This is a genomic window from Acinetobacter sp. CIP 102129 (genome assembly GCF_000368305.1).
Classification (GTDB): domain Bacteria; phylum Pseudomonadota; class Gammaproteobacteria; order Pseudomonadales; family Moraxellaceae; genus Acinetobacter; species Acinetobacter parvus.
The window spans coordinates 111,309-132,517 of sequence record NZ_KB849339.1 but is presented as its reverse complement, the minus strand read 5'-3'; the positions used below and the strand labels follow the sequence as shown (position 1 = coordinate 132,517).

General features: G+C 41.6%; 20 protein-coding genes, 1 tRNA gene and 4 pseudogenes. 12 read left to right on the top strand and 13 right to left on the bottom strand.

The features are described 5' to 3' along the window. Positions 1-100: 100 nt before the first annotated feature. A pseudogene (locus F973_RS02095) lies at positions 101-538 on the top strand (M23 family metallopeptidase); the annotation flags it as partial. 69 nt (positions 539-607) lie between these two features. Here F973_RS02095 and F973_RS02090 read toward each other — a convergent pair. Continuing rightward, positions 608-1,030, bottom strand: a complete 423-nt coding sequence (locus F973_RS02090; protein WP_004759709.1) for an OsmC family protein — start codon at positions 1,028-1,030, stop codon at positions 608-610. Positions 1,031-1,177: 147 nt separating this feature from the next. Between F973_RS02090 and crp the strand changes: the two genes are divergently transcribed. Further along, entirely contained in the window at positions 1,178-1,885 is a 708-nt protein-coding gene (gene crp, locus F973_RS02085; RefSeq protein WP_004759707.1) for a cAMP-activated global transcriptional regulator CRP, read from the top strand. Between the two features lie 217 nt (positions 1,886-2,102). Continuing rightward, positions 2,103-2,879, top strand: a complete 777-nt coding sequence (locus F973_RS02080; protein ID WP_004759706.1) for a M48 family metallopeptidase — start codon at positions 2,103-2,105, stop codon at positions 2,877-2,879. Positions 2,880-2,915: 36 nt separating this feature from the next. Here F973_RS02080 and F973_RS02075 read toward each other — a convergent pair. The 3 genes and pseudogenes from F973_RS02075 to F973_RS02070 form a co-directional block, all read right to left on the bottom strand. Continuing rightward, positions 2,916-3,285: pseudogene (locus tag F973_RS02075) on the bottom strand (IS30 family transposase); the annotation flags it as partial. Between the two features lie 123 nt (positions 3,286-3,408). After that, a pseudogene (locus F973_RS14960) lies at positions 3,409-3,480 on the bottom strand (IS1595 family transposase); the annotation flags it as partial. A 26-nt stretch (positions 3,481-3,506) separates the two neighbouring features. Next, positions 3,507-4,874 carry a tyrosine-type recombinase/integrase gene (locus F973_RS02070; RefSeq protein ID WP_004759701.1) on the bottom strand — a complete coding sequence of 456 codons (1,368 nt, stop codon included), beginning with the start codon at positions 4,872-4,874 and terminating at the stop codon, positions 3,507-3,509. 224 nt (positions 4,875-5,098) lie between these two features. Between F973_RS02070 and mutS the strand changes: the two genes are divergently transcribed. The 5 genes and pseudogenes from mutS (at position 5,099) to F973_RS02050 (ending at position 10,230) form a co-directional block, all read left to right on the top strand. Continuing rightward, positions 5,099-7,771, top strand: a complete 2,673-nt coding sequence (gene mutS / locus F973_RS02065; RefSeq protein ID WP_004759700.1) for a DNA mismatch repair protein MutS — start codon at positions 5,099-5,101, stop codon at positions 7,769-7,771. 9 nt (positions 7,772-7,780) lie between these two features. After that, positions 7,781-7,945 (top strand): annotated as a pseudogene (locus tag F973_RS15645) (hypothetical protein). A gap of 168 nt (positions 7,946-8,113) precedes the next feature. After that, positions 8,114-8,443 carry a ferredoxin FdxA gene (gene fdxA, locus F973_RS02060; RefSeq protein ID WP_004639922.1) on the top strand — a complete coding sequence of 110 codons (330 nt, stop codon included), beginning with the start codon at positions 8,114-8,116 and terminating at the stop codon, positions 8,441-8,443. Between the two features lie 130 nt (positions 8,444-8,573). Continuing rightward, positions 8,574-9,293: a M15 family metallopeptidase domain-containing protein gene (locus tag F973_RS02055; RefSeq protein WP_004759698.1), complete on the top strand. Its 720-nt coding sequence runs from the start codon at positions 8,574-8,576 to the stop codon at positions 9,291-9,293. A 268-nt stretch (positions 9,294-9,561) separates the two neighbouring features. Then, positions 9,562-10,230 carry an O-methyltransferase gene (locus tag F973_RS02050; RefSeq protein ID WP_004681058.1) on the top strand — a complete coding sequence of 223 codons (669 nt, stop codon included), beginning with the start codon at positions 9,562-9,564 and terminating at the stop codon, positions 10,228-10,230. 388 nt (positions 10,231-10,618) lie between these two features. Here F973_RS02050 and F973_RS02045 read toward each other — a convergent pair whose 3' ends face one another. The 8 genes from F973_RS02045 to F973_RS02010 form a co-directional block, all read right to left on the bottom strand. After that, positions 10,619-11,461: a universal stress protein gene (locus F973_RS02045; protein ID WP_004759697.1), complete on the bottom strand. Its 843-nt coding sequence runs from the start codon at positions 11,459-11,461 to the stop codon at positions 10,619-10,621. Positions 11,462-11,581: 120 nt separating this feature from the next. Then, on the bottom strand, positions 11,582-12,193 hold the full coding sequence (locus tag F973_RS02040) for an acyltransferase (RefSeq protein WP_004759696.1): 612 nt from the start codon (positions 12,191-12,193) through the stop codon (positions 11,582-11,584). Then, positions 12,186-12,785 (bottom strand): IMPACT family protein, encoded by a 600-nt coding sequence (locus F973_RS02035; protein ID WP_004759695.1) that lies wholly within the window; start codon positions 12,783-12,785, stop codon positions 12,186-12,188. The genes F973_RS02040 and F973_RS02035 overlap by 8 nt, the downstream gene beginning before the upstream one ends. Before the next feature lie 153 nt (positions 12,786-12,938). Beyond that, the gene (gene lptB / locus F973_RS02030) at positions 12,939-13,685 is read right to left on the bottom strand and encodes an LPS export ABC transporter ATP-binding protein (RefSeq protein WP_004759694.1); all 747 of its coding nucleotides are present in this window, start codon (positions 13,683-13,685) and stop codon (positions 12,939-12,941) included. Further along, positions 13,685-14,233, bottom strand: a complete 549-nt coding sequence (gene lptA, locus F973_RS02025) for a lipopolysaccharide transport periplasmic protein LptA (RefSeq protein ID WP_004759693.1) — start codon at positions 14,231-14,233, stop codon at positions 13,685-13,687. Before lptA ends, lptB begins: the two co-directional genes overlap by 1 nt. After that, complete coding sequence (gene lptC, locus F973_RS02020) at positions 14,217-14,765, bottom strand: LPS export ABC transporter periplasmic protein LptC (protein WP_004759692.1); 549 nt, start codon at positions 14,763-14,765, stop codon at positions 14,217-14,219. The genes lptA and lptC overlap by 17 nt, the downstream gene beginning before the upstream one ends. 40 nt (positions 14,766-14,805) lie before the next feature. Beyond that, positions 14,806-15,345: a KdsC family phosphatase gene (locus F973_RS02015; protein ID WP_004759691.1), complete on the bottom strand. Its 540-nt coding sequence runs from the start codon at positions 15,343-15,345 to the stop codon at positions 14,806-14,808. A 3-nt stretch (positions 15,346-15,348) separates the two neighbouring features. Next, complete coding sequence (locus F973_RS02010; RefSeq protein WP_004759690.1) at positions 15,349-16,326, bottom strand: KpsF/GutQ family sugar-phosphate isomerase; 978 nt, start codon at positions 16,324-16,326, stop codon at positions 15,349-15,351. Positions 16,327-16,663: 337 nt separating this feature from the next. Here F973_RS02010 and cysS point away from each other — a divergent pair, with 337 nt between their 5' ends. From cysS to F973_RS01995, 4 genes are all read left to right on the top strand, one after another. Then, positions 16,664-18,085 (top strand): cysteine--tRNA ligase, encoded by a 1,422-nt coding sequence (gene cysS, locus F973_RS02005; RefSeq protein WP_004759689.1) that lies wholly within the window; start codon positions 16,664-16,666, stop codon positions 18,083-18,085. A gap of 62 nt (positions 18,086-18,147) precedes the next feature. Next, positions 18,148-18,223 (top strand) — tRNA-Gly (locus tag F973_RS02000). Between the two features lie 367 nt (positions 18,224-18,590). Then, positions 18,591-18,716: a type B 50S ribosomal protein L36 gene (ykgO, locus tag F973_RS14350; RefSeq protein ID WP_081399890.1), complete on the top strand. Its 126-nt coding sequence runs from the start codon at positions 18,591-18,593 to the stop codon at positions 18,714-18,716. 109 nt (positions 18,717-18,825) lie between these two features. After that, entirely contained in the window at positions 18,826-19,299 is a 474-nt protein-coding gene (locus F973_RS01995) for a copper resistance protein NlpE (RefSeq protein WP_004759688.1), read from the top strand. An 81-nt stretch (positions 19,300-19,380) separates the two neighbouring features. Here the strand turns inward: F973_RS01995 and F973_RS01990 are convergent, their stop codons facing one another. Next, positions 19,381-20,985, bottom strand: a complete 1,605-nt coding sequence (locus tag F973_RS01990) for an isocitrate lyase (protein WP_004759687.1) — start codon at positions 20,983-20,985, stop codon at positions 19,381-19,383. Positions 20,986-21,209: the final 224 nt, after the last annotated feature.

The window sequence follows — 21,209 nt, the reverse complement described above, 5'->3', positions numbered from 1 at the left end:
TGCCTTTTGGTATCTTGCCTCATCCCACTGCATAGTGCTTTTGCCCAACTCCGCTAAGATTCACGGCGCGCAGGTGGAATCGCAGTCATTCCCTTAACGGCAGGAGCAGAATGACATCTACAGTTCATTTAACCCCAGCACATGGACAACATTTCCAGAATTTATTCGACCTACAGCAGGAAAATTCAGTAACTCATTTGGAAAAAAGCGTTTATTTAATGGAGAAGAACGTGCACCCCACTCTGGTCAGGACATTCCAGCACCCGTTGTGCAAAAGGTAATTTCCCCTGCGGATGGCATTGTGGTGCAAACTGGAAACTACTTTTTTAATGGCAATACTGTGCTGGTTGATCATGGTCAGGGCCTGATCAGTATGTTCTGCCATCTCAGCAAGATTCATGTTGAAAAAGGGCAGCATATTCGTCAGGGCGAACAACTTGGGCTGGTGGGGAAAACTGGGCGTGTGACGGGCGCACATCTGCATTGGGGGATGAGCCTGAATAATGCTCGGGTAGACCCACAACTGTTCATAAAATAAAAAGATAAACTTATAAAAAAGTGATCTATGGCAATAGATCACTTTTTAGAAATATTTAACAATCAGGCATTATTCCACTTCAATAATTTCAAAATCATGGGTAATTTCCACCCCACCATCCGAAAGCATTTTACTTGCTGAACAGTATTTTTCCGCTGACAGTTCAACTGCCTTTTCAACCTGCTTGGCTTTTACCGCTTTACCTGTCACAATGAAGTGTAGATGGATTTTTGTAAACACGGCTGGGATTGCATCTGCCCGTTCAGCTTTTAACTGACACACGACATCGGTCACATCTTGACGGGATTTCTTTAAAATGGTCACAATATCAAACGAAGCACAACCACCAAGTCCCATTAAGATGAGCTCCATAGGACGTGGGCCGCGGTTTTCACCACCGTATTCAGCAGAACCATCCATCACCACAGTGTGACCACTGTCTGATTTTGCTTCAAAAGCAACATTCTCTAACCAATGTACACTTGTTTGCATTGCAACTACCCAAAAAACGTTATAAATTTACCTAGTTCTTGTACATTAACATAAAATGAGTTGATAAGGAATTTCATCTCTTCTGTGTAGAAAAGGCTCTCATAGAGCCTGTGCGATCGGTTTCATCCAAATTCGGAAATTTTAAGCATGACTTCAAATTTTTCACAACTTAGTACTGATGCGTTGTCTCCAGGTCAATTGCCTGAGTCAGTAAAGGCTTTGCTAAAACGTGCTCATATTAACAGATACCCTAAACGCACCACGATTGTTGACGCTGGAACGGAATCAAAATCGCTGTATTTAATCTTAAAAGGTTCAGTGTCAATTATCTTACGTGAAGATGATGAACGCGAAATTGTTGTCGCCTACCTAAACCCAGGCGATTTCTTCGGTGAAATGGGTCTCTTTGAAAAAAATCCTCAACGTACCGCAGAAGTACGTACTCGTGATGTATGTGAGATTGCTGAAATTTCTTATGAAAATTTCCATGAGTTAAGCAAGCAATATCCAGACCTCAGCTATGCGGTATTTGCCCAGTTGGTACGCCGTCTCAAGAACACCACACGTAAAATGACTGACCTTGCGTTCATTGATGTATCTGGCCGTATTGCTCGTTGCTTAATTGATTTATCTGCTCAACCTGAGGCAATGATTTTACCAAATGGTCGTCAGATTCGTATTACCCGTCAGGAAATTGGCCGTATCGTGGGCTGTTCACGTGAAATGGTGGGCCGTGTGCTTAAAACCCTTGAAGATCAGGGCATGATCCAGACAGACGGTAAGGCAATTTTAATTTTTGATACATCTTTAGAAGAAAATGCTTTTTCTGAAGAGGAGTTTGATGAAGAAGAGTGATTTCATCAGACTTCTGTCTCATCGATCAAAGCCAGTGCAAAAACACTGGCTTTAATTTTATCAATTTACGTGAAAAATCCATGTAACATGAAAAATTAGTGATTACATAATTACAATGATTATAGAGCCATTTGGAATGTAAAGCGTTATAAACATTTTTTATAATCCTCCTTAATCATGATGATATTCATAAGATACTGATTTGGAGAGAATAAGTATGAAAAAGTTAGCTCTAACCCTTTGTGCAACCACTGTAATGACCATTTCAGGCTGTGCCTCATTTGCAGATATGGCAGGTGCAGACAGCGCAACCCTGAATGCGCAATCTGCACAAAGTTTTGCAAAAATGACTCAGGAAGCACGTGCCAAGAACCAACTGGATACCAGTTCAAGTACCTATCAACGTATTAATAGTGTGTTCCTGCGCTTGAAACCTTATGCTGATCAACTCAATCAAACAGGTCAACGTTTTGACTGGCAACTGGCGGTATTAAAGTCTGATAGCGTCAATGCCTATGTGGCACCAGGCGGTAAAGTGGTGTTCTATACAGGCATTGTCAACAAGCTGAATCTGACCAATGATGAAATCGCAGCAATTATGGGACACGAAATGACCCATGCGCTTGAAGAACATGCCAAGAGCAAGATTGGTGCACAGGCACTGACTAATCTGGCGATTGGCATTGGTACGTCTTATGCGGGTGCCAATATCGGTGATCTGGGCAATGCCGCAATTAATCTGGGCAGTCAAATTGGGATTGGCCTGCCTTATTCACGCAACCTTGAAAGCCGTGCCGATTATGGCGGTTTAATGCTGATGGCAAAAGCGGGCTATAACCCAAATGCAGCCATTAGTCTCTGGGAAAAAATGAATCGTTTAGATGGTGCGGGAGGTGCTTCTTTCTTATCCACACACCCATCGAATACACAGCGTATTAGTGATATGCGTAAAAACCTGCCAGCTGCGATGGCGCTGTATAACAAACGCCGTTAATAAGCATTATGGCCTTTCTTACAAGAAAGGCCTATTTCAAGATACTATAATTGTTCTATTTTCTGGACAGTTGGCGAATTCTAACATGAGGTGCGACCGTTTCAAAAGCCTTATGATAATCAACAAGCTGAGCAAATTACTCTAATGGTGTGAGCCAATCTAACGCTTTTCTAGGACGAGTATTCAGTGACCTGGCAACTTGATTTAAATAATGCTGATCCGCCTGATTTAAATCAATCCCTTTAGGTAAATATTGCCTAATTAAACCATTCATATTTTCGCATGTGCCTTTTTGCCATGGTGAATGTCGGTCACAGAAATATACATCTATGCCTAAATCTTCTTCGAGTATTTTATGTTCTGCCATCTCACGTCCACGGCCATAGGTCAACGTTTTACGCAGTTCTGTTTAATGAGTTCAGCAAATTTTCTGGCTGAAAAGCTTTCTTTTTCTTGACTCAAGCATTAATGCAGTACGATCTTCAAAGCTAAGATGATGGTATGACAATTTTATATACTCCATAAACCCAGGAATATCAATACAAAAGCATTGAATAATTTTTTTAATCTTGTAGTAACTTAATTTACTGTTTTCTATCATGATTCTAGACTAACATCTCTATTCTGCTAGTCTAGAGCCTTATTATTTATAATTTCATCCAGATAATCCGCCCACTTTTGCAACCACTCCGCACATTCGGCTTCATAATTATGTAGGTTGTATGTTCCCTCAATTCCCTTTTTGGAATGTCCCAAAACTGCTTCTGCAATATCTGTAGAACAGCCTAATCTGGATAAACCTGTTCTCACTGTTCGGCGTAAATCATGCGGATTCCAGTCATCAATATCTGTTAGCCAAAGCTGTTCAGGACGAAAATTAGCCTGAACTTTATCTGGATTTTTCATTTGCCACTTTATTTCTGTCAAAGACTTTTGCTGAATAGGCAGCCCTGTTCGAGACGAAGCAAATAAATATTCCTGATTTGGTTGATATAAATTCCGTAAAAAATTGACACATTGCCGTGATAATTGAACATAACGCTCAGTGCTATTTTTTGATGCTTTCAGATGCCATGTTCCTTGATCTAAATCAAAATCTCTCCATTGAGCATCACACAATTCTCCAGTACGGCAACCTGTCCATAGCGTTAAATAAAGGATATGTTTTTGATGGGTAGTAAATCCTGATGTGGGCAACCAAGCCAATACACGTTTTAATTCCTGATCATTTAAAACCCGTGTGCCCTTTTTACAGGTTACTTTCAGTCTTGACTGCTTGATACTCATTTTGGCTAATAGAGCAGGATTAGCAAAATTGGCTGGAAATCGCTCCAAGCCAATGGCATATTCATACGCCAACGTCAACTCGGACAATACTCGTCCAGCCTGCACATTAGAACCACGATCAATAATTTCCTTGGTTAAAGCCACCACATCTTTTCGGGTCACTTCCAAAGCAATACGATTACCCAAAACCCGTACAGCATCTCCATACAGGGTTCGTCGTGTTTCAGATTGACCTTTAGGTTTTCGCACGCCGAAAACCTTTTTCCTTTCCCCCGTTCGAGGATCAGTAATCCAGTGGTCTTCAATCACCTCAGTTAAATACATCTCTATCATTTGGTGTACAGTGAGTTGAGACATATCTTTTTGTGCAAGCTCGTGTTCAATCTGTTGCTGAAGCTTTTCTTGTTCTTTTTTATATTTTGGACAAATCCCCTGATTTCGTTCAGCTTTTAAACGAGTGAGTTCTATCCTTGCCTCTGCCAGTGTAACTTGGGGGAAATTTCCGATCTTGTATTGTTTGATGGAATCATCCACAGGACTACGATAACGGTAGAAAAAAGTCTTCATTCCCGTTCTGCCACAATGTACTCGTAATCCTGTGTACTCACCGACATCAGCCTTGTCAGGATCACCCACTTTCATCTTCTCAATGGCTTTCGCTGAAAGTGCTTTTTTTATTGTCGTTTGTTGATCTATTGAGCGAACCACTTTAAACCTCACAAGAAGATTGAATTATTTGTTATCCTTTCAAGCTGTCCATTTTCCAATATTGATAAGGAATGATGGCTAGTTTAAACTAAAACAACCCACACTAAAACCTACACTAATGTTTTGGCTTAGGCTGTATTTGCTTAGATTTCATCCAAAACCCTCGGATACTCTGTTTATGTTATACACTATTAAACACATTGAAAACAAAGGATTTAATACCAATGAAAGATAATAATAGCATAGCAGACTTTTCCAACCACACACCAATGATGCAGCAATACCTCAAAGTCAAAACAGACTATCCACATGCGCTATTGTTCTACCGTATGGGGGACTTTTACGAATTATTTTTTGATGATGCCCATCAAGCAGCTAAACTTTTAGGTATTACCCTCACCCATCGTGGCAAAGCCAATGGCGAACCAATCCCAATGGCAGGTGTGCCCTATCATGCTGCTGAGGGTTATCTTGCCCGTTTGGTTAAAGCTGGCCGTACAGTTGCAATTTGTGAGCAAGTTGGTGAAGGCGAGAACGCAGGTTCTCGCGGTAAAGCACCTATGGAACGTAAGGTTGTTCGCATTCTCACTCCAGGCACATTGACTGATGATGCCCTACTCACCAGTTACCAGTCGTCAAACCTTGTGGCGCTCTGTATTCAGCAAAACAAGATTGGTTTTGCCCTACTCGATTTAAGTGCAGGTATTTTTAAAGTTCAACAACAGGACTACAAGCCTGAACAGCTTCCCATTGAACTGGCCCGTTTAATGCCGAGTGAAATCCTGATTGACGAAGACCTGATTGATCAAAACATTATTGAACAGATTAAGAAAAATCTGGAATGTCCAATTACCAAACGTCCAAACGTTGATTTTAACTTAAATAATGCACAAAAGACCTTATGTGACCAGTTTGCAGTTTCGACCTTGTCAGGTTTTGGATTGGACCCAATTCCACTGGCAAAAGCAGCGGCGGCGGCATTAATCCATTATGCCAAAGAAACCCAAAAAACAGCCTTGCCGCATATTCGCTCCATTCAGATTGAGCAAAGTACCGACTTTATTGCACTTGACCCAATTACACGCCGAAATCTGGAAATTATTGAGCCTTTGTTTGATCATGGCACATCACTGTTTCAATTGATTAATGACTGTCAAACAGCAATGGGCGGACGATTACTGAGCCGAACGCTGATGCAGCCGATTCGTGACACAGCAGCTTTAGATGCCCGTCTTGATGCCACTGAACAACTATTAAAAGGCTATCATGAATCACCTGTGCGGCTAGTACTGAAAGAGATTGGGGATATTGAGCGTGTGTTAAGCCGTGTTGCGCTTGGCAGTGCGCGTCCGCGTGATTTAGTCCAGCTTCGTCAAGCATGTGCGCAGATTCCATTTTTACGTCACGCTTTAACACCTGTTTTAAAAACACAGCAATCCAGATTATTGACTCAACTTGATCAGGAACTTGGCGATTTTAAGAGCCTACACCAACATTTAATGGCGGCGATTGTTGAGAACCCACCTGTGCTGTTGCGTGATGGTAATGTCATTGCTGAAGGTTATGATGATGAGCTGGATGAGTTACGCAAAATTCGTGATCATGCTGGGCAGTTCCTGATTGACCTTGAGATTAAGGAACGTCAACGGACAGGCATCAATACCCTAAAAATCGGCTATAACCGTGTCAGTGGTTATTATATTGAGTTGACACGCGTTCAGGCCGAGCAGGCACCTGCCGATTATATTCGGCGTCAAACCTTAAAAAATGCCGAGCGTTATATCACTCCAGAGCTCAAGAGCTTTGAGGACAAGGTACTTTCGAGCGAATCCCGTGCATTAGCGCGTGAAAAACTCCTATTTGAATCATTGCTGGATGAGTTGCGCCAAAACATTGCCCATCTACAAATGATGAGTGCAGCAATTGCCCATATTGATGTTCTCGCCAATTTTGCCCATCAGGCACGTCTCAATAACTGGGCTCGACCTGAATTTACCCCAGAAACCAGTATCAAAATTCAGGGTGGTCGCCATCCTGTGGTTGAAGCCTTAAATAAGACACCCTTTACACCAAATGATACATTCCTTGATTCCCAGCATCGTATGGCCATTATCACGGGGCCAAACATGGGTGGTAAATCAACGTTCATGCGTCAAACAGCACTGATTAGTCTACTTGCCTACTGCGGCAGTTTTGTTCCTGCCAAATCAGCAAAATTAGGTTCGATTGACCGTATCTTTACCCGTATTGGTTCTGCTGATGACCTTTCTACAGGCAAATCTACTTTTATGGTGGAAATGACTGAAACCTCACAAATTTTACATCATGCAACCAGTCAATCTTTGGTGCTGATGGATGAAGTGGGTCGTGGTACGAGTACTTATGATGGTCTCTCTTTAGCTTGGGCATGTGTGCTTGACTTGACCAAACGTGTGAAATGCCTGTGCCTGTTTGCAACACATTATTTTGAATTAACTGAACTGGGTGGTGAAGCAGGTATTGATAACTATCATGTTACGGCGCAGGAATTAAACGGCAATCTAATCTTGCTGCATAAGGTTCAGCATGGCCCAGCGAGTCAGAGTCATGGTTTGCAGGTGGCAAAACTGGCGGGTATTCCAGCCAATGTGATTAAAGAAGCACAAAAACGTTTAAAGATTCTGGAAAAACAACAGCACCAGCATTTGCAAAATACTGTACAGACTGATTTATTCAGTGCAATTGACAATAAAATCGAAACTCACTTTGTTGAGCGCATCATTGAAGTGCAAGCCCATTCACCTGCACTGGAGTTGTTACAAAACATTGATGTCGATGAATTAACCCCACGTCAGGCACTTGAACAGCTTTATCAATTAAAGGCATTATCTAAGACAGCTCAAACAGTTGAGAGCTAATCCATCAAAATGTCACGTGGAGATAAATCTGCCTACACAGCAAAACAGAAAAGATAGGCGAAGCATATTGAGGAAAACGAACTGGATCAAGGGCGCTAAGATGCTGAACGTATAGCCTGGGCAACGGTCAATAAACAAGATGGTGATGGTGGGCTAAAGAAAAAGCATAAATAAGTCGATTAACCTTGTTGTTGAGACTTATTATCAACAAAAGTCATATAAATAAGTCCATTTCATTGATACGAATAATAAATATCAATAAAAGGAATTGTTTCTATCGGTCTTTTTTGCCTAAAATACGCTATTCAAAATGAAAACCATATTTTTTAGGTAGCTGCCGCCATGACCTTTGTTGTCACCGAAAATTGTATTAAATGTAAGTATCAAGATTGTGTTGAAGTTTGTCCTGTAGACTGCTTCTATGAGGGGCCAAACTTCCTTGTGATCAATCCAGATGAATGTATTGACTGTGCATTGTGTGAACCTGAATGTCCAGCAAATGCGATTTTCTCGGAAGATGAACTACCAGAAGGTCAGGAAGTGTTTATTGAGCTGAATGCTGAACTATCTGAAAAATGGGCAGGTAATAACATCACTCAAATTGGTGAACAACCTGCCGATCGTGAAGAATGGAATGGCAAGCCAAATAAATTGCAATATTTAGAAAAATAATCATAGAAAAGACCAGTATTAACTGGTCTTTTTTTATACTCGAATCACACATTTCTTTGCAATTGCATCATTATTCATGCGCTATTTTGCATTAAAATGATACACATATCGTTTGTGAAATTTCTTTTTTATGATTCAAAATAAATTACAGGGTCTTTTTTCATTTTTTATCATCCCTGTGATGATGGTCGGTTGTGTCAGCTCAACCACCAAAGTGCCCCAAAATAACAACATCGGAAAAAGAATTTATATTCCTCAGGAACAGGTCACCATTACCCGCCCTATTCCCAATAAGATTGAACCTGCCTCTTATCGCATCTGGCTCAATCAGGGCGAGAACTATGCACGCGTTCGTGAATATGAGCAGTTTTTAACACGCAACAATCTGGCGCATATTATTCCAAGTTTTGAATTACTGCGTACCGCACGGGACTGGCAAAAATGTGGGCGCTCTGAATATATGGTGCCTAACCGTGAGTTATGGAACAACTCACTTTCAACCTTGCGTGTGTTTAAGTACCTGATTGCAGCCAAAATTTTGACAGATTTTGAAGTGACTTCGGTTTACCGTGATCTTCCCCTGAATCAATGCGCTGGCGGAGCCAGCTCGTCCAGACATTTATTCAACTCAGCCATTGATTTCCGTATTGGTCCTGAATTTCCTCAACCACAGGATTATGCTTTTATTGAGCAAAGCAAATTCAAGCTTTGCCAGTTCTGGGCACAGCATGGTCAAGGTCTCAATCTGGGTATTGGTCTATATAGCTCAGGGCAAATCCATATTGACACACAGGGTTATCGAACATGGGGGCCTGACCTAACCCGCAACAGTTCAATGTGTAATTTTTAGCGTCAGAAAAATGCTTTCTTTAAAGAAGCATTTTTATTTAATTGATGGTTTGTAATTGTAACTTACCTCGGTCAAGCATTTTATTTCATCTAATTTTATTGATACATGCAAAAATCATTTTATGGATCATCATGGTGAGTTTCACCGCATATAATATATTCAATCATTAAACATAAATAAACTTTGATTTCTCATTTACCCTAATCAAATTGCACTCTAGATATAAATGTTTAAAATGCAGCTAACAGATTTATAGGTAAACCTGATTATGCAACAGATGTGGACAGACATTGATGAATATATCAATTCACATTTAATTCCCACTGACCCAAAACTTCTACATGCATTAGACAATACCGATCAGCAGGGTTTTTCTAATCATCTGGCTGTTGCACCCAATCAAGGTATGTTTTTACAAATGCTGATTCAGATGAATCAGTGCAAGCGTGTGTTGGAACTGGGAACTTTTGCGGCTTATAGCACCATTTGGCTGGCAAAGGCCTTACCCGAAGATGGTTATCTACTGACCGTTGAAGGACGTGATACCCACGTCATCTTGGCGCAGGAAAACATTGATTATGCCAATATGCCCACCACGATCGAACTGAAAAAAGGTCGTGGTGCAGATGTGATGAAACAGCTTATTGCTGATGGCAGCGAAGCTTTTGATTTTATTTTTATTGATGCCGACAAACAAAGTTATCCTGAATATCTGGAGTTAAGTTTACAACTGTCCCATTCGGGCACCATTATCGTACTGGATAATGTCATTCGTGCAGGTGCAATTCTGGATGAAAACAATAAAAAACCAAGCATTGAAGGTATTCGGGATGCTTTTACGGCATTAAAAGATCATCCAAAGCTTTTATCCTGCACAGCCCTACAAACTGTTGGGTCAAAAGGCCATGATGGTTTTGCAATTGCGATTGTGAAATAGAGATTAAAAAACAACCTGAAATTTTTAATTATTTAATATCAATTACTTATATTTATACACAATGTTTTTCCATATAGTTATCCACAGTATTTGCGGATAACTAGTAGAGGGTCTATTAACACTTCACAGATGCTTGCGACAGCGATCATTTTTTAGGCGGAACAAGGCATGTATTGTGAAATTTAGTCATTCTAAATGAACAAGACATAACGCAGTAACGACAAAAAATGCTCCTGTCCCGTAGGGTTATGGCTAAAATATCCACAAAATTCGTTATGAAACTTGACAAGGGTCACGCCATTGCCTGCGTTTCATGCCTTGTTTGAGTCATTTTAGCCTATAACGCAATGCATGGCTGAAGTGTAATAGACCCTCTTATAAAAATGAATCACTTAGCCACGAGCAAAGGCACATTGGCATTACGGAAAATTGTGGTGGTGATGCTACCCAGAAAGAATTGATGGATTTTACTGTGGCTGAAAGCCCCCAGCACAATCAACTGAATCTTATGCTCTGCCTGATATTCAAGAATATTTTGTGCCACATCTCCATAACGGTAGACAGGTACAACCTCTATACCAGCATCCTTTAAATACTTTTCAGGTTCGGTCAGCATTTCAGGATGATCACCAACATAAAGTAAGTGACATTGCAGTGTTTTCAATAAATCACTTTGGGCAATGCGTTGCAGCATTTTTTGACAGGTCGGTGAATATTCATAGGCAAAGATAAAACGTCTTGGTGCTTCAAAATGCTCGCCTACCGTAATCACTGTACAGTTTGCACCACGAATAAAGTTTTCTACGTTACTGCCAATCGGCTTATTCTTTTCGGCCGCCCGTTCACCCACACGCCCAATAATGACAACATCATTCTCTTTTAGAATATTAAAGCTCTGTTCAAGGAAATCGCCTTTTTCCTGAATCTTGGTACTGGTTAAACCATATCGTTTTTCAATCAGTTCAGAAATGTGTTTCAGTAAATTATTGCTGTAGTCGAGCGCGAGTTCACTTTGCTTTTGCTCAAGCTCAGCCAGCTCCTTGAGCAGCATCGCATTACTTTCAAAACCAATGACACCGCTGATTTCACCTAAATGATAGCTTGCCGGATAATAATCCAGGATTTGCAACAGTACTAATTCTCTTTGCGTTTGCTTCGCCACCCATGCGGCTGCTTCAGCGACCGCCTCGATACAAGGTGAAGAATCAATACATGCAATGACACGGTTCATGTTCGCCTCTCTTTAGGTCTAACACCTTAGGTCTTGTACTTGTTTTTAACTTAACACAGATAAAACCAGGATAGGTTAAATTTATGTATCGAATCTTCTGAACTTTTTCATGCTATTTTCTTATTTTCGATAACGGATCAAGCGAGCTGGATTACCTGCAACAATGGCATGCTTTTCAATGTCTTTAGTCACCATACTGTTCATTCCAATGACGGCATGATCTCCTATTTTTACACCATCTTTAATCCCAACATGCGCCCCCAGCCAAACATCCTGTCCAATCTCGATGCCTTTTGAAGTCACTGCCTGTTGGTAAATCGGACGTTCTAAATCCATACCATGATCGAAAGCATATAAATGGCTATAGGCTGCGATACGCACCTGATCATGCAGCTTAATGCCTGCACGTCCACCATCTAAAATACAGTGGTGGTTAATTGCTACCTCATTGCCAATCTGCAACGGTCCATGCAAAGTACAATCCGCCGCAATAAAGGTGTTGTCACCAATGCTAATCTTGCGACCACGCTCTGCAAAAATATGCGCTAAAGGAGAAATAAAACAGTTCTTTCCAATCTCAACCGTTTCCATTTCCATCAGGTAGGCTTGATATTCCGCCTGCCATTGTTCCGCCCATTCCCGATGTTTGGGTTTCAATGACCAATATAGCCAGGGCATATAATTTAAACGATGTTTATGCTGCTCCCGATACTTCAATAATGGATCAGTCATCTACAGGTTCCTCAACAATCTTAACCTGCTCACGTCCTCTCGTCAGGTCCTGAAGTTTATGCCTGAGTGGTTCAATTTGCTGAACTTGTACACGCGCCTCAATCATCACCCCATTTTCAGTATAGCTTTCCTGATATTCAATCTGTTGCTGCATCAACTCATACTGGATAATCGCCCATTCATTAAACAGGCAGGCAAACTGTATTGCTTTTTTCTCAATTAGCTCAATTTTCTCAGCCAATAGCAAACATTGTCCAGCACAGCCACCATAAGCCCGTACCAGTCCACCTGTGCCCAGCTTGATTCCGCCATACCAACGGTTGACCATGACAATCACATTGGTTAAATCATTGCCCTCTATGTTTGCCAGAATAGGTCGTCCCGCTGTTCCTGAGGGTTCACCATCATCATTAAAGCGTACATGGTGTCCAATCTTCCATGCCCAGCATTGATGAGTGGTTGAGCTATCTTTGGTCTGCTCTAAAAAGGCCTTGACCTGTTGTTCATTTTCAACAACCGCAGCAATCGCCTGAAAACGACTTTTTTTAATTTCTTCTTCAAAAGTAACCGTATGGGCAATGGTGAATGGCATAAAAAATCTAGATAAAAGTAAAAAAGAAATTATATCAATTTTTGTAGATGAGAGAGGTATCTCCAATTCGGAAAAGAATACATGTTTACTTTTTAATGATAACTTATAAAAAAGAACCCGCAGGTTCTTTAGCATATAAACAACTGTTTAAATTTAAACCACAAAATCGTCACCCAAATACACTTTACGCACCTGCTCATTATCCAGAATTTCCTGAGGCGTGCCTTCAGCAATCACCGATCCCTCACTCACGATATAAGCCTTTTCACAAATGGCCAAAGTCTCACGCACGTTATGGTCGGTAATCAACACCCCAATACCCCGTTCTTTTAGGGTCTGGATAATATCCTTAATATCACCTACGGAAATCGGGTCAACTCCTGCAAATGGTTCATCCAGCAGCATAAATTTTGGATCGGCAGCCAATGCACGTGCAATTTCAGCCCGACGGCGTTCACCACCAGAAACACTCATACCCAGTGAATCCTTAATATGATTGATCTTGAAATCATTCAAAAGCTCAATCAGGCGTTGCTGGCGCTGCTGCTTATTCAGGTCCTTACGTGTCTCCAGAATTGCCATAATATTTTCAGCAATAGTCAACTTTCTAAAGATAGACGCTTCCTGAGGTAAATAGCCAATTCCCTTACGCGCCCGCTCATGCATGGCCAGATCGGACAGGTCAAGGTCATCGAGGTGAATCTCGCCCTTGTCCATACGCACCAGACCAACAACCATATAGAAACTGGTGGTTTTTCCCGCACCATTCGGCCCAAGCAGTCCGACAATCTGACCACTTTGCATGGTAAAAGAAACATCTTTCACAACCCAGCGCTTGCTATAATTTTTCGCCAAATGCTTAATGCACAATGTCTGTGGTTGCTGACCTGACTGTTCCATTAATCACGTGCCCCTGGAAAGCTTTTTGAACTTGATGGTGGAATGATAATCTGAATACGATTAGATGATGAACCCTGCGCCTCAACATCGCCCTTGTTCATACTGTATTTCAACCTGTTGCCGCGAATACTGGAACCATCCTGATAGAGATAGGCATTGCCAGTCAACGTGATAATCCCTGTGTCTGCGTTGTAGACAATATTCTGCGCCTCACCGCGTGCCAACCCCTTGTTGGCTTCTATTTGCTGCTGGAACTTGGCAGGTTTGCCTTTGGCGGTAATGGTCTGAATCTCGTTTTTACTGTTCAGTGTGGCAACCAGTGAGTCCGCCTGAAGCTTCATGGTGCCCTGTTCGATCACCACATTGCCCGTATAAGTAGTAATACCCGTTTTACTATTATAAGTCGCGTTTTCAGCCGCCAGAGAAAGCTGTTGGTTACGGTCTGACGGTAAAGCAAAACCTGAGGCAGAAGAGAGTGCAACCACCGCAACACAAGCCACCTGTTTCAGGAAAGATGAACGATACTGGGTATTAAGGTTTTGGCGCATACTTTCCTCGAACTTTGAAAAATTCATATTGACCCTGATTGAGGTCTGCTTTTAGTCCCAGACTCACAAACTCAGCCGTTGGTGACTGCACAATGACCTGATGCTGCGTTTCCAGTTGTCTGGTTTTCGGATAGCCTGTGAGTTCATCCGTATGAAACTCCATTTTACCCTGTTCAGATAATTGTGTCGCAACCACGTCTCCAGTCAGGACTACTTTGCTATTGTCATCGTAACCATTTGCCTGTTTGGCAAAAAAGGTCGCATCAGGCTTGCCCTGTTTGTACATCACCGCATTGAGCTGATCAAGCTGTGATGTTTTCTGTTGCATATCCTGTTGCAACTGCTTGATTTCCGCACGAATATATAAATTCCCCTGCTCATCTGTTTGTGTAAGATGAACGCCCTGTGCTGAATATGTCATATTTTTAGCTGAATCAACTTCCAGCTTTTTTGCCTTGCCGCTGTAATAGTAATAGCCGCCACTGAGCGCAGCAACAATTACAGCAACAACATATAAAACCTTGGTATCCATAAACAGGGTGCCCTAACCTTGAGGGAGTTTAATACTGATATTAATGTGGTACAGCCAGGTATTTTGCAAGTAGCTCTTGGTAAACACCTTTTGCCATCAGCAACATATCACAGGCCTCACGTACTGCCCCACGTCCACCCATCGCCTGGGTGACCAGATTTGCACGGCGACGCACTTCCTCATGGCCATTGGGCACGGTAATGCTCATACCTGCAATTGCAAACGCAGACAGGTCAGGCCAGTCATCGCCCATATAGACACAGTCCTCAGGCAGAATATTGAGCTGTGCACAGGCTTCACGCAATGCCACACCCTTATCCTCACGTCCCTGAAACACCAGATCCACACCCAAGTCAGACATGCGCTTTTCAACAATCTGGCTTTTACGTCCAGTGATGATAATCACTTTCATGCCTGCCTGCTGCACCAGCTTCATGCCCAGGCCATCACGGATATCGAATGACTTGATTTCATCACCAGAGTTGGTCAAAGTCACAAAACCATCACTTAGAATGCCATCCACATCCAGCACCAATGCCTGTAAATGACGCGCTTGCTCTAAAAGTGCATAGGATGCCATGGCTTAATTCACTCCTGCTTCAATCAGATCGTGCATAGTGATTACACCAATCACCTTGTTGGCATTATCTACGACCACAAATTGATTGACTTTTTTGTCATGCATTTTTTCTAAGGCTTTCACCGCACGAGTATCCTGAGAAATCGTTAGAGGATTTTTAATCATAACTTCGGATACAGCTAAACTCACATCAAAACCTTGTTGCTGATCAATCATACGACGTAAATCACCATCCGTGAAAACACCTAACAAGGTATCATTTTCATCAACAATTGTAGTTAACCCAAGCCTTTTACCAGAAATCTCATATAACACTTTGTTCATTGGGGTGTCTGGGCTCACTTTAGGTAACTCTGCACCAGTATGCATCAAATGTTTAACATAAAGGAGTAAACGTTTACCTAACGCCCCTGCTGGATGGGAACGTGCAAAATCATCTGCGGTAAAGCCTCGTGCTTCCAGCAACGCAACCGCTAGAGCATCACCTAGAACCAGTGTTGCGGTAGTACTTGATGTAGGCGCCAATCCCAGTGGGCATGCTTCATCTGCCGCACCCAGCGTCAGGGCAATATCAGCATTCTGTGGCATTGGCCCCTTGTCATCACGGCTAATGGTGATTAAAGGTACTTCCAAGTGTTTAATCAGTGGCATCAGCATCATAATTTCATCACTCTTGCCTGAGTTTGAAATTGCAATCAGTACATCACCGCGCACCAGCATGCCCAGATCACCATGCCCTGCCTCACCAGGATGCATAAAGAATGAGGGTGTACCTGTGGAGGCAAAGGTTGCCGCCATTTTGCGGCCAATATGACCAGATTTACCCATTCCTGTAACAACCACACGCCCCTTGCATTGCAAAATGACTTCACAGGCGCGGTCAAATCGTTCATCAATTTGTGTTGCAAGCACTTCTATCGCTTGTTGTTCAATGCGCAAAGTTTCCAATGCGCTTTTTTGGAAATTTATCGTTTGTGACATGCAGGTTTGACTCAAAATAATATGCGATCTACTGGAGGTAGATGATTGTAATCAAAAGAATGATCGAGATTCTAGCATAACTAGAAGTTATGCACGTTTCTAAAATGTGTAAGATTTTTGGGAAAATGGAGAAAAATAAAGATCAATGAACCGCAAACTCCAGATGCTGATCGCTACACACTACAACCCATGTTTCAAGAACAGGGATAACACCCCATCCCAAACAACATAATCATTAAAATTGATCTGGTCCATTATTTTTTGCCCGATAACTTTATGAAATACAATGCATACGTTATGATGAATAACGATTTTTGTAGAGTGTTTGAAAACCCTTATGCAACCTTTTGTTCTATATAATTCTGAGCAACGTAAAAAAGTTGAATTTGTGCCACGCAAAGAGGGACAAATCGATATGTATGTCTGTGGTATGACGGTTTACGATTATTGTCATATTGGACACGCTCGGGTTATGGTTGCATTTGACTACATCATCCGCTTTTTGCGTAGTCAGGGCTGGAAAGTTCGCTATATCCGCAACATTACTGATATTGATGACAAGATCATTGCCCGTGCCAATCAAAATGGCGAAACCATCCAGCAACTCACTGCACGCTTTATTAATGCAATGAATGAGGATGCAGCCAACCTTGGCTGTGTGCTACCCGATGAAGCACCCAAAGCGACCGAATATATTGACCAGATGCAAAGCATGATTGCTACGCTGGTGGATAATGGCACAGCCTACCCTGCTGCCAACGGTGATGTTTATTTTGAAGTGACCAAGTTTGACAAATATGGTCGATTGTCAGGTCGTAAGCTTGAGGATATGCAGGCGGGTGCATCTGAACGTGTCGATGTCGAAGTAGACAAGAAACACCCCTTTGACTTTGTACTTTGGAAACATGCCAAAGAAAATGAACCTGCCTGGGCTTCACCGTGGGGCAATGGCCGTCCAGGCTGGCATATTGAATGTTCAGCGATGTCCACCTGCTGTCTGGGTAATCATTTCGATATTCATGGTGGTGGTTCGGACCTGATGTTCCCACACCATGAAAATGAAATCGCACAAAGTGAGGCCTCAACAGGTGAACAATATGTCAATTATTGGATGCATGTTGGTTTTATCAATGTTGATGGCGAGAAAATGTCTAAATCTTTAGGCAACTTCTTTACCATTCGTGATGTAATGGAAAAATTCCATCCAGAAGTGATCCGTTACTTTATTGTGTCATCCCACTACCGTAGTCCAGTCAACTTCTCTGACTTTGCATTAAAAGAAGCAAAAACCGCGCTCAGCCGTTTTTATCATTCATTTAAAGCCTACCAGCAGGTGTATGGGCAAAAAATAGTTGAGACTTTAGAGCAAAGTTTTGTGGAACGCTTTAACGCTGCCATGTATGATGACTTTAATACTGCGGAAACAATGGCGGTTTTATTTGAGCTGAATAAAGATTTAAACCGCGCGGTTAAGGAAGAAACCGCTGAACAGGCCAGCATTCTCTACTCAACCTTACGTTACTTAACCAATATTCTTGGCTTGGTTCAGCATGATGTAGATGAGTTTTTAAAATCGGATATTGGTCACGAAGCACTTTCCCTTTCTGACAAAGAAATTGAAAACTTTATTCAGCAACGTGTTGATGCTAAAAAAGCCAAAGACTTTGCTCAGGCAGATGCCATTCGCCAGTCTTTATTGGATCAGGGTGTTGTGCTTGAGGATACCCGTCAGGGAACTATTTGGCGACGTGCTGATTAAATCAACACTTAGCAACATAGAGAGTTGACAGTTTGATGAAACTCTCTATAATGCGACCTATTGCGGGAATAGCTCAGTTGGTAGAGCATAACCTTGCCAAGGTTGGGGTCGCGAGTTCGAGTCTCGTTTCCCGCTCCAGATTCAAAAAGCCCTGATCGAAAGATTGGGGCTTTTTTTATATTATTTAATAACTTTATCTATGCTAAACTTCTTGCGTTAGTCAAATTTTAAGCAGCTGAAAGCTATATTTGATGAGGTTTTAGCCAATTCAAAAATTAGATAAAACTATACTTTCGCAAGAGGTCTATTTACTATAGCCCCAAAATAAATAAAGCTAAATACCGAATCAAGCATTTAACTTCGTAAGCTATAATTTACGATGAGTATTTTAATACGTCTAAAAGGTTTTCTTCTACCATCACACTTCAACTATATTGTTATGCTTTCTGTACAAGGCTATCCAAATGCAATATTATAACATTACATTAAATGGATAGGCTTTAAAATGAAAGTTTGTTCATCCCTCAAAAGTGCGAAACAACGTTGTAGCGACTGCCAAATTGTTAAACGTCATGGCAAACTGTACGTGATCTGCAAATCCAATCCTCGCTTTAAGCCAAGACAAGGCTAGCCCTTGCTTTCTTTACCAAAGGTTAAATAACCCTTACATTCCCCTACTACACTTTCTTTATAAAATTTCATAATTTGGATAACAACATTTTCATAAGGTTGTATCAGGTATGCAGAAATCTATTATTGCCATTTCTCTTGCATCTATTTTTCTAGTAGCGTGTAACAAAGCAGAAAAACCAAAAACTGAAGAACATACCCCTCCTGCAACAACAGAAGCTATTACTGAACCTGTAGTGGATAGTGAACATACAGCAGAAAACTCACTGGACTGGGATGGCACATATAAAGGTGTGCTTCCTTGTGCTGACTGTGAGGGCATTGAAACCAAGCTTGAGCTAAACCAGGATAAAACTTACGAGCTTAAAGAAACCTACCTTGGCAAAGGTGATGGCAAGGCATTTGAAACGAAAGGTAGCTTCCAGTTTGACAGTAACAATCGCTCTGTTATTGAGTTAGACAAGGCGGGTGATAGCCGTAAATATTTTGTTGCTGAGGGTTATCTTAAAGCCCTAGACCTTGAGGGCAATGAAATTACAGGTGCCTTGGCAGACAGATATCAACTAAAAAAAGAGGCTGAATAATATCAAGTAGACTTCTAAAAACAATTATCTCACCAATAAAAAACCCTGCTTACGCAGGGTTTTTTTAAATCAATTCAAAGCTTAGTGAGCAGCGAATTGGTTCATTGTGTTTTTAGCATCATCGTGCGCTTTAAGAGCGTTGTCACCAGAGAAAATTTCTTTGTGATCATCACCGATGTCAGAACCCGCCATTGCTTGGTGTTTAACACAAGCGATACCACCACGGATTTCTTTACGTTGTACGCCAGCAACATAAGCCAACATACCTTCAGAACCGAAGTAACCTTGCGCAAGCTCATGTGTAGAAAGAGCAGCTGTGTGGTAAGTCGGAAGTGTGATCAAGTGATGGAACACACCCGCTTCACGAGAAGCATCTGCTTGGAATGTACGAATCTTAGCATCAGCATCAGCAGCTAATTCAGTAGCATCGTACTCAGCGCTCATTAATTTAGCACGGTCGTAAGCAGAAACGTCTTTACCTTCAGCAACCCAACGGTCGTAAGCTTGTTGACGGAAGTTTAACGTCCAGTTGAAAGATGGAGAGTTGTTATAAACAAGCTTCGCATTTGGAACTGTTTCACGTACACGGTTAACCATGTGCGCGATTTCTTCAACGTTTGGAGTCGCAGTTTCGATCCAAAGAAGGTCAGCACCGTTTTGTAAGCTAGTTACACAGTCAAGTACAACGCGGTCAATTTGAGTGCCTTCGCGGAACTGGTACAAGCCAGAAGCTAAACGCTTAGGACGATGTAATTTACCATCACGCTTGATTAGGATTTCGTCTTCTTTCGCTTCAGAGATGTCAATTTCTTGAGTGTCTAAGTAGCTGATGTATTGAGAAGCGATGTCGCCTGGCTCTTTAACCACTGGGATTTTTTGAGTCAAGTCAGCGCCTTCAGAGTCAGTACGCGCAACGATGATACCGTCATCAAGACCCATTTCCAAGAATGCATAACGTAATGCATGGATTTTAGCGATGAAGTCTTCGTGCGGAACAGTTACTTTACCAGCTTGGTGACCACATTGTTTCGCATCAGATACTTGGTTTTCGATTTGAAGCGCACAAGCACCAGCTTCGATCATTTTCTTAGCAAGTAAGTAAGTCGCTTCTTCGTTACCGAAACCAGCGTCGATGTCAGCAATAATTGGCACAACGTGAGTTTGGAAACCATCGATTTGAGCAGTGATTTCAGCAGCTTTAGCAGTGTCACCAGCTTCTTGCGCTTTTTTCAATGCACGGAACAAATCGTTTAATTCTTTCGCGTCAGCTTGACGTAAGAAAGTATAGATTTCTTCGATCAAAGCAGGTACTGAAGTTTTTTCGTGCATAGATTGGTCAGGAAGTGGACCAAATTCTGAACGAAGCGCAGCAACCATCCAACCAGAAAGGTAGATGTAACGCTTAGAAGTTGTACCGAAGTATTTTTTGTTCGCAATCATTTTTTGTTGCGCGATAAAACCGTGCCAGCAACCTAATGATTGAGTGTATTTGCTAGAGTCAGCGTCGTATTCAGCCATATCTTTACGCATGATAGCAGCTGTGTATTTAGCGATATCTAAACCAGTTTTGAATTGGTTTTGCATTTGCATACGTGCAGCATCTTCTGGGCTAATATCGCGCCAAGTGTCGCCGAATTTTGCTTTTAATTCGCGGATTGCATCAATCGCTGTTAAATATGTAGACATGATATATTCCTTTAGAGGGATTGGCATCGAATGGACGCTGAAAATCATGCTTTTTTATAGGCGAGATTTCAAGCACTTCTTCAATATTTTGCACAGCTTAGTCTGTGGCAATCAATTTATCCAATATTATTGGGTAATTTTCGGTATTTTCTTATGAAATATAGGAATAAAGGTCATTTTATTTAGATTAAAAAACCAATTTAAACCATTGTTATTCATAATTT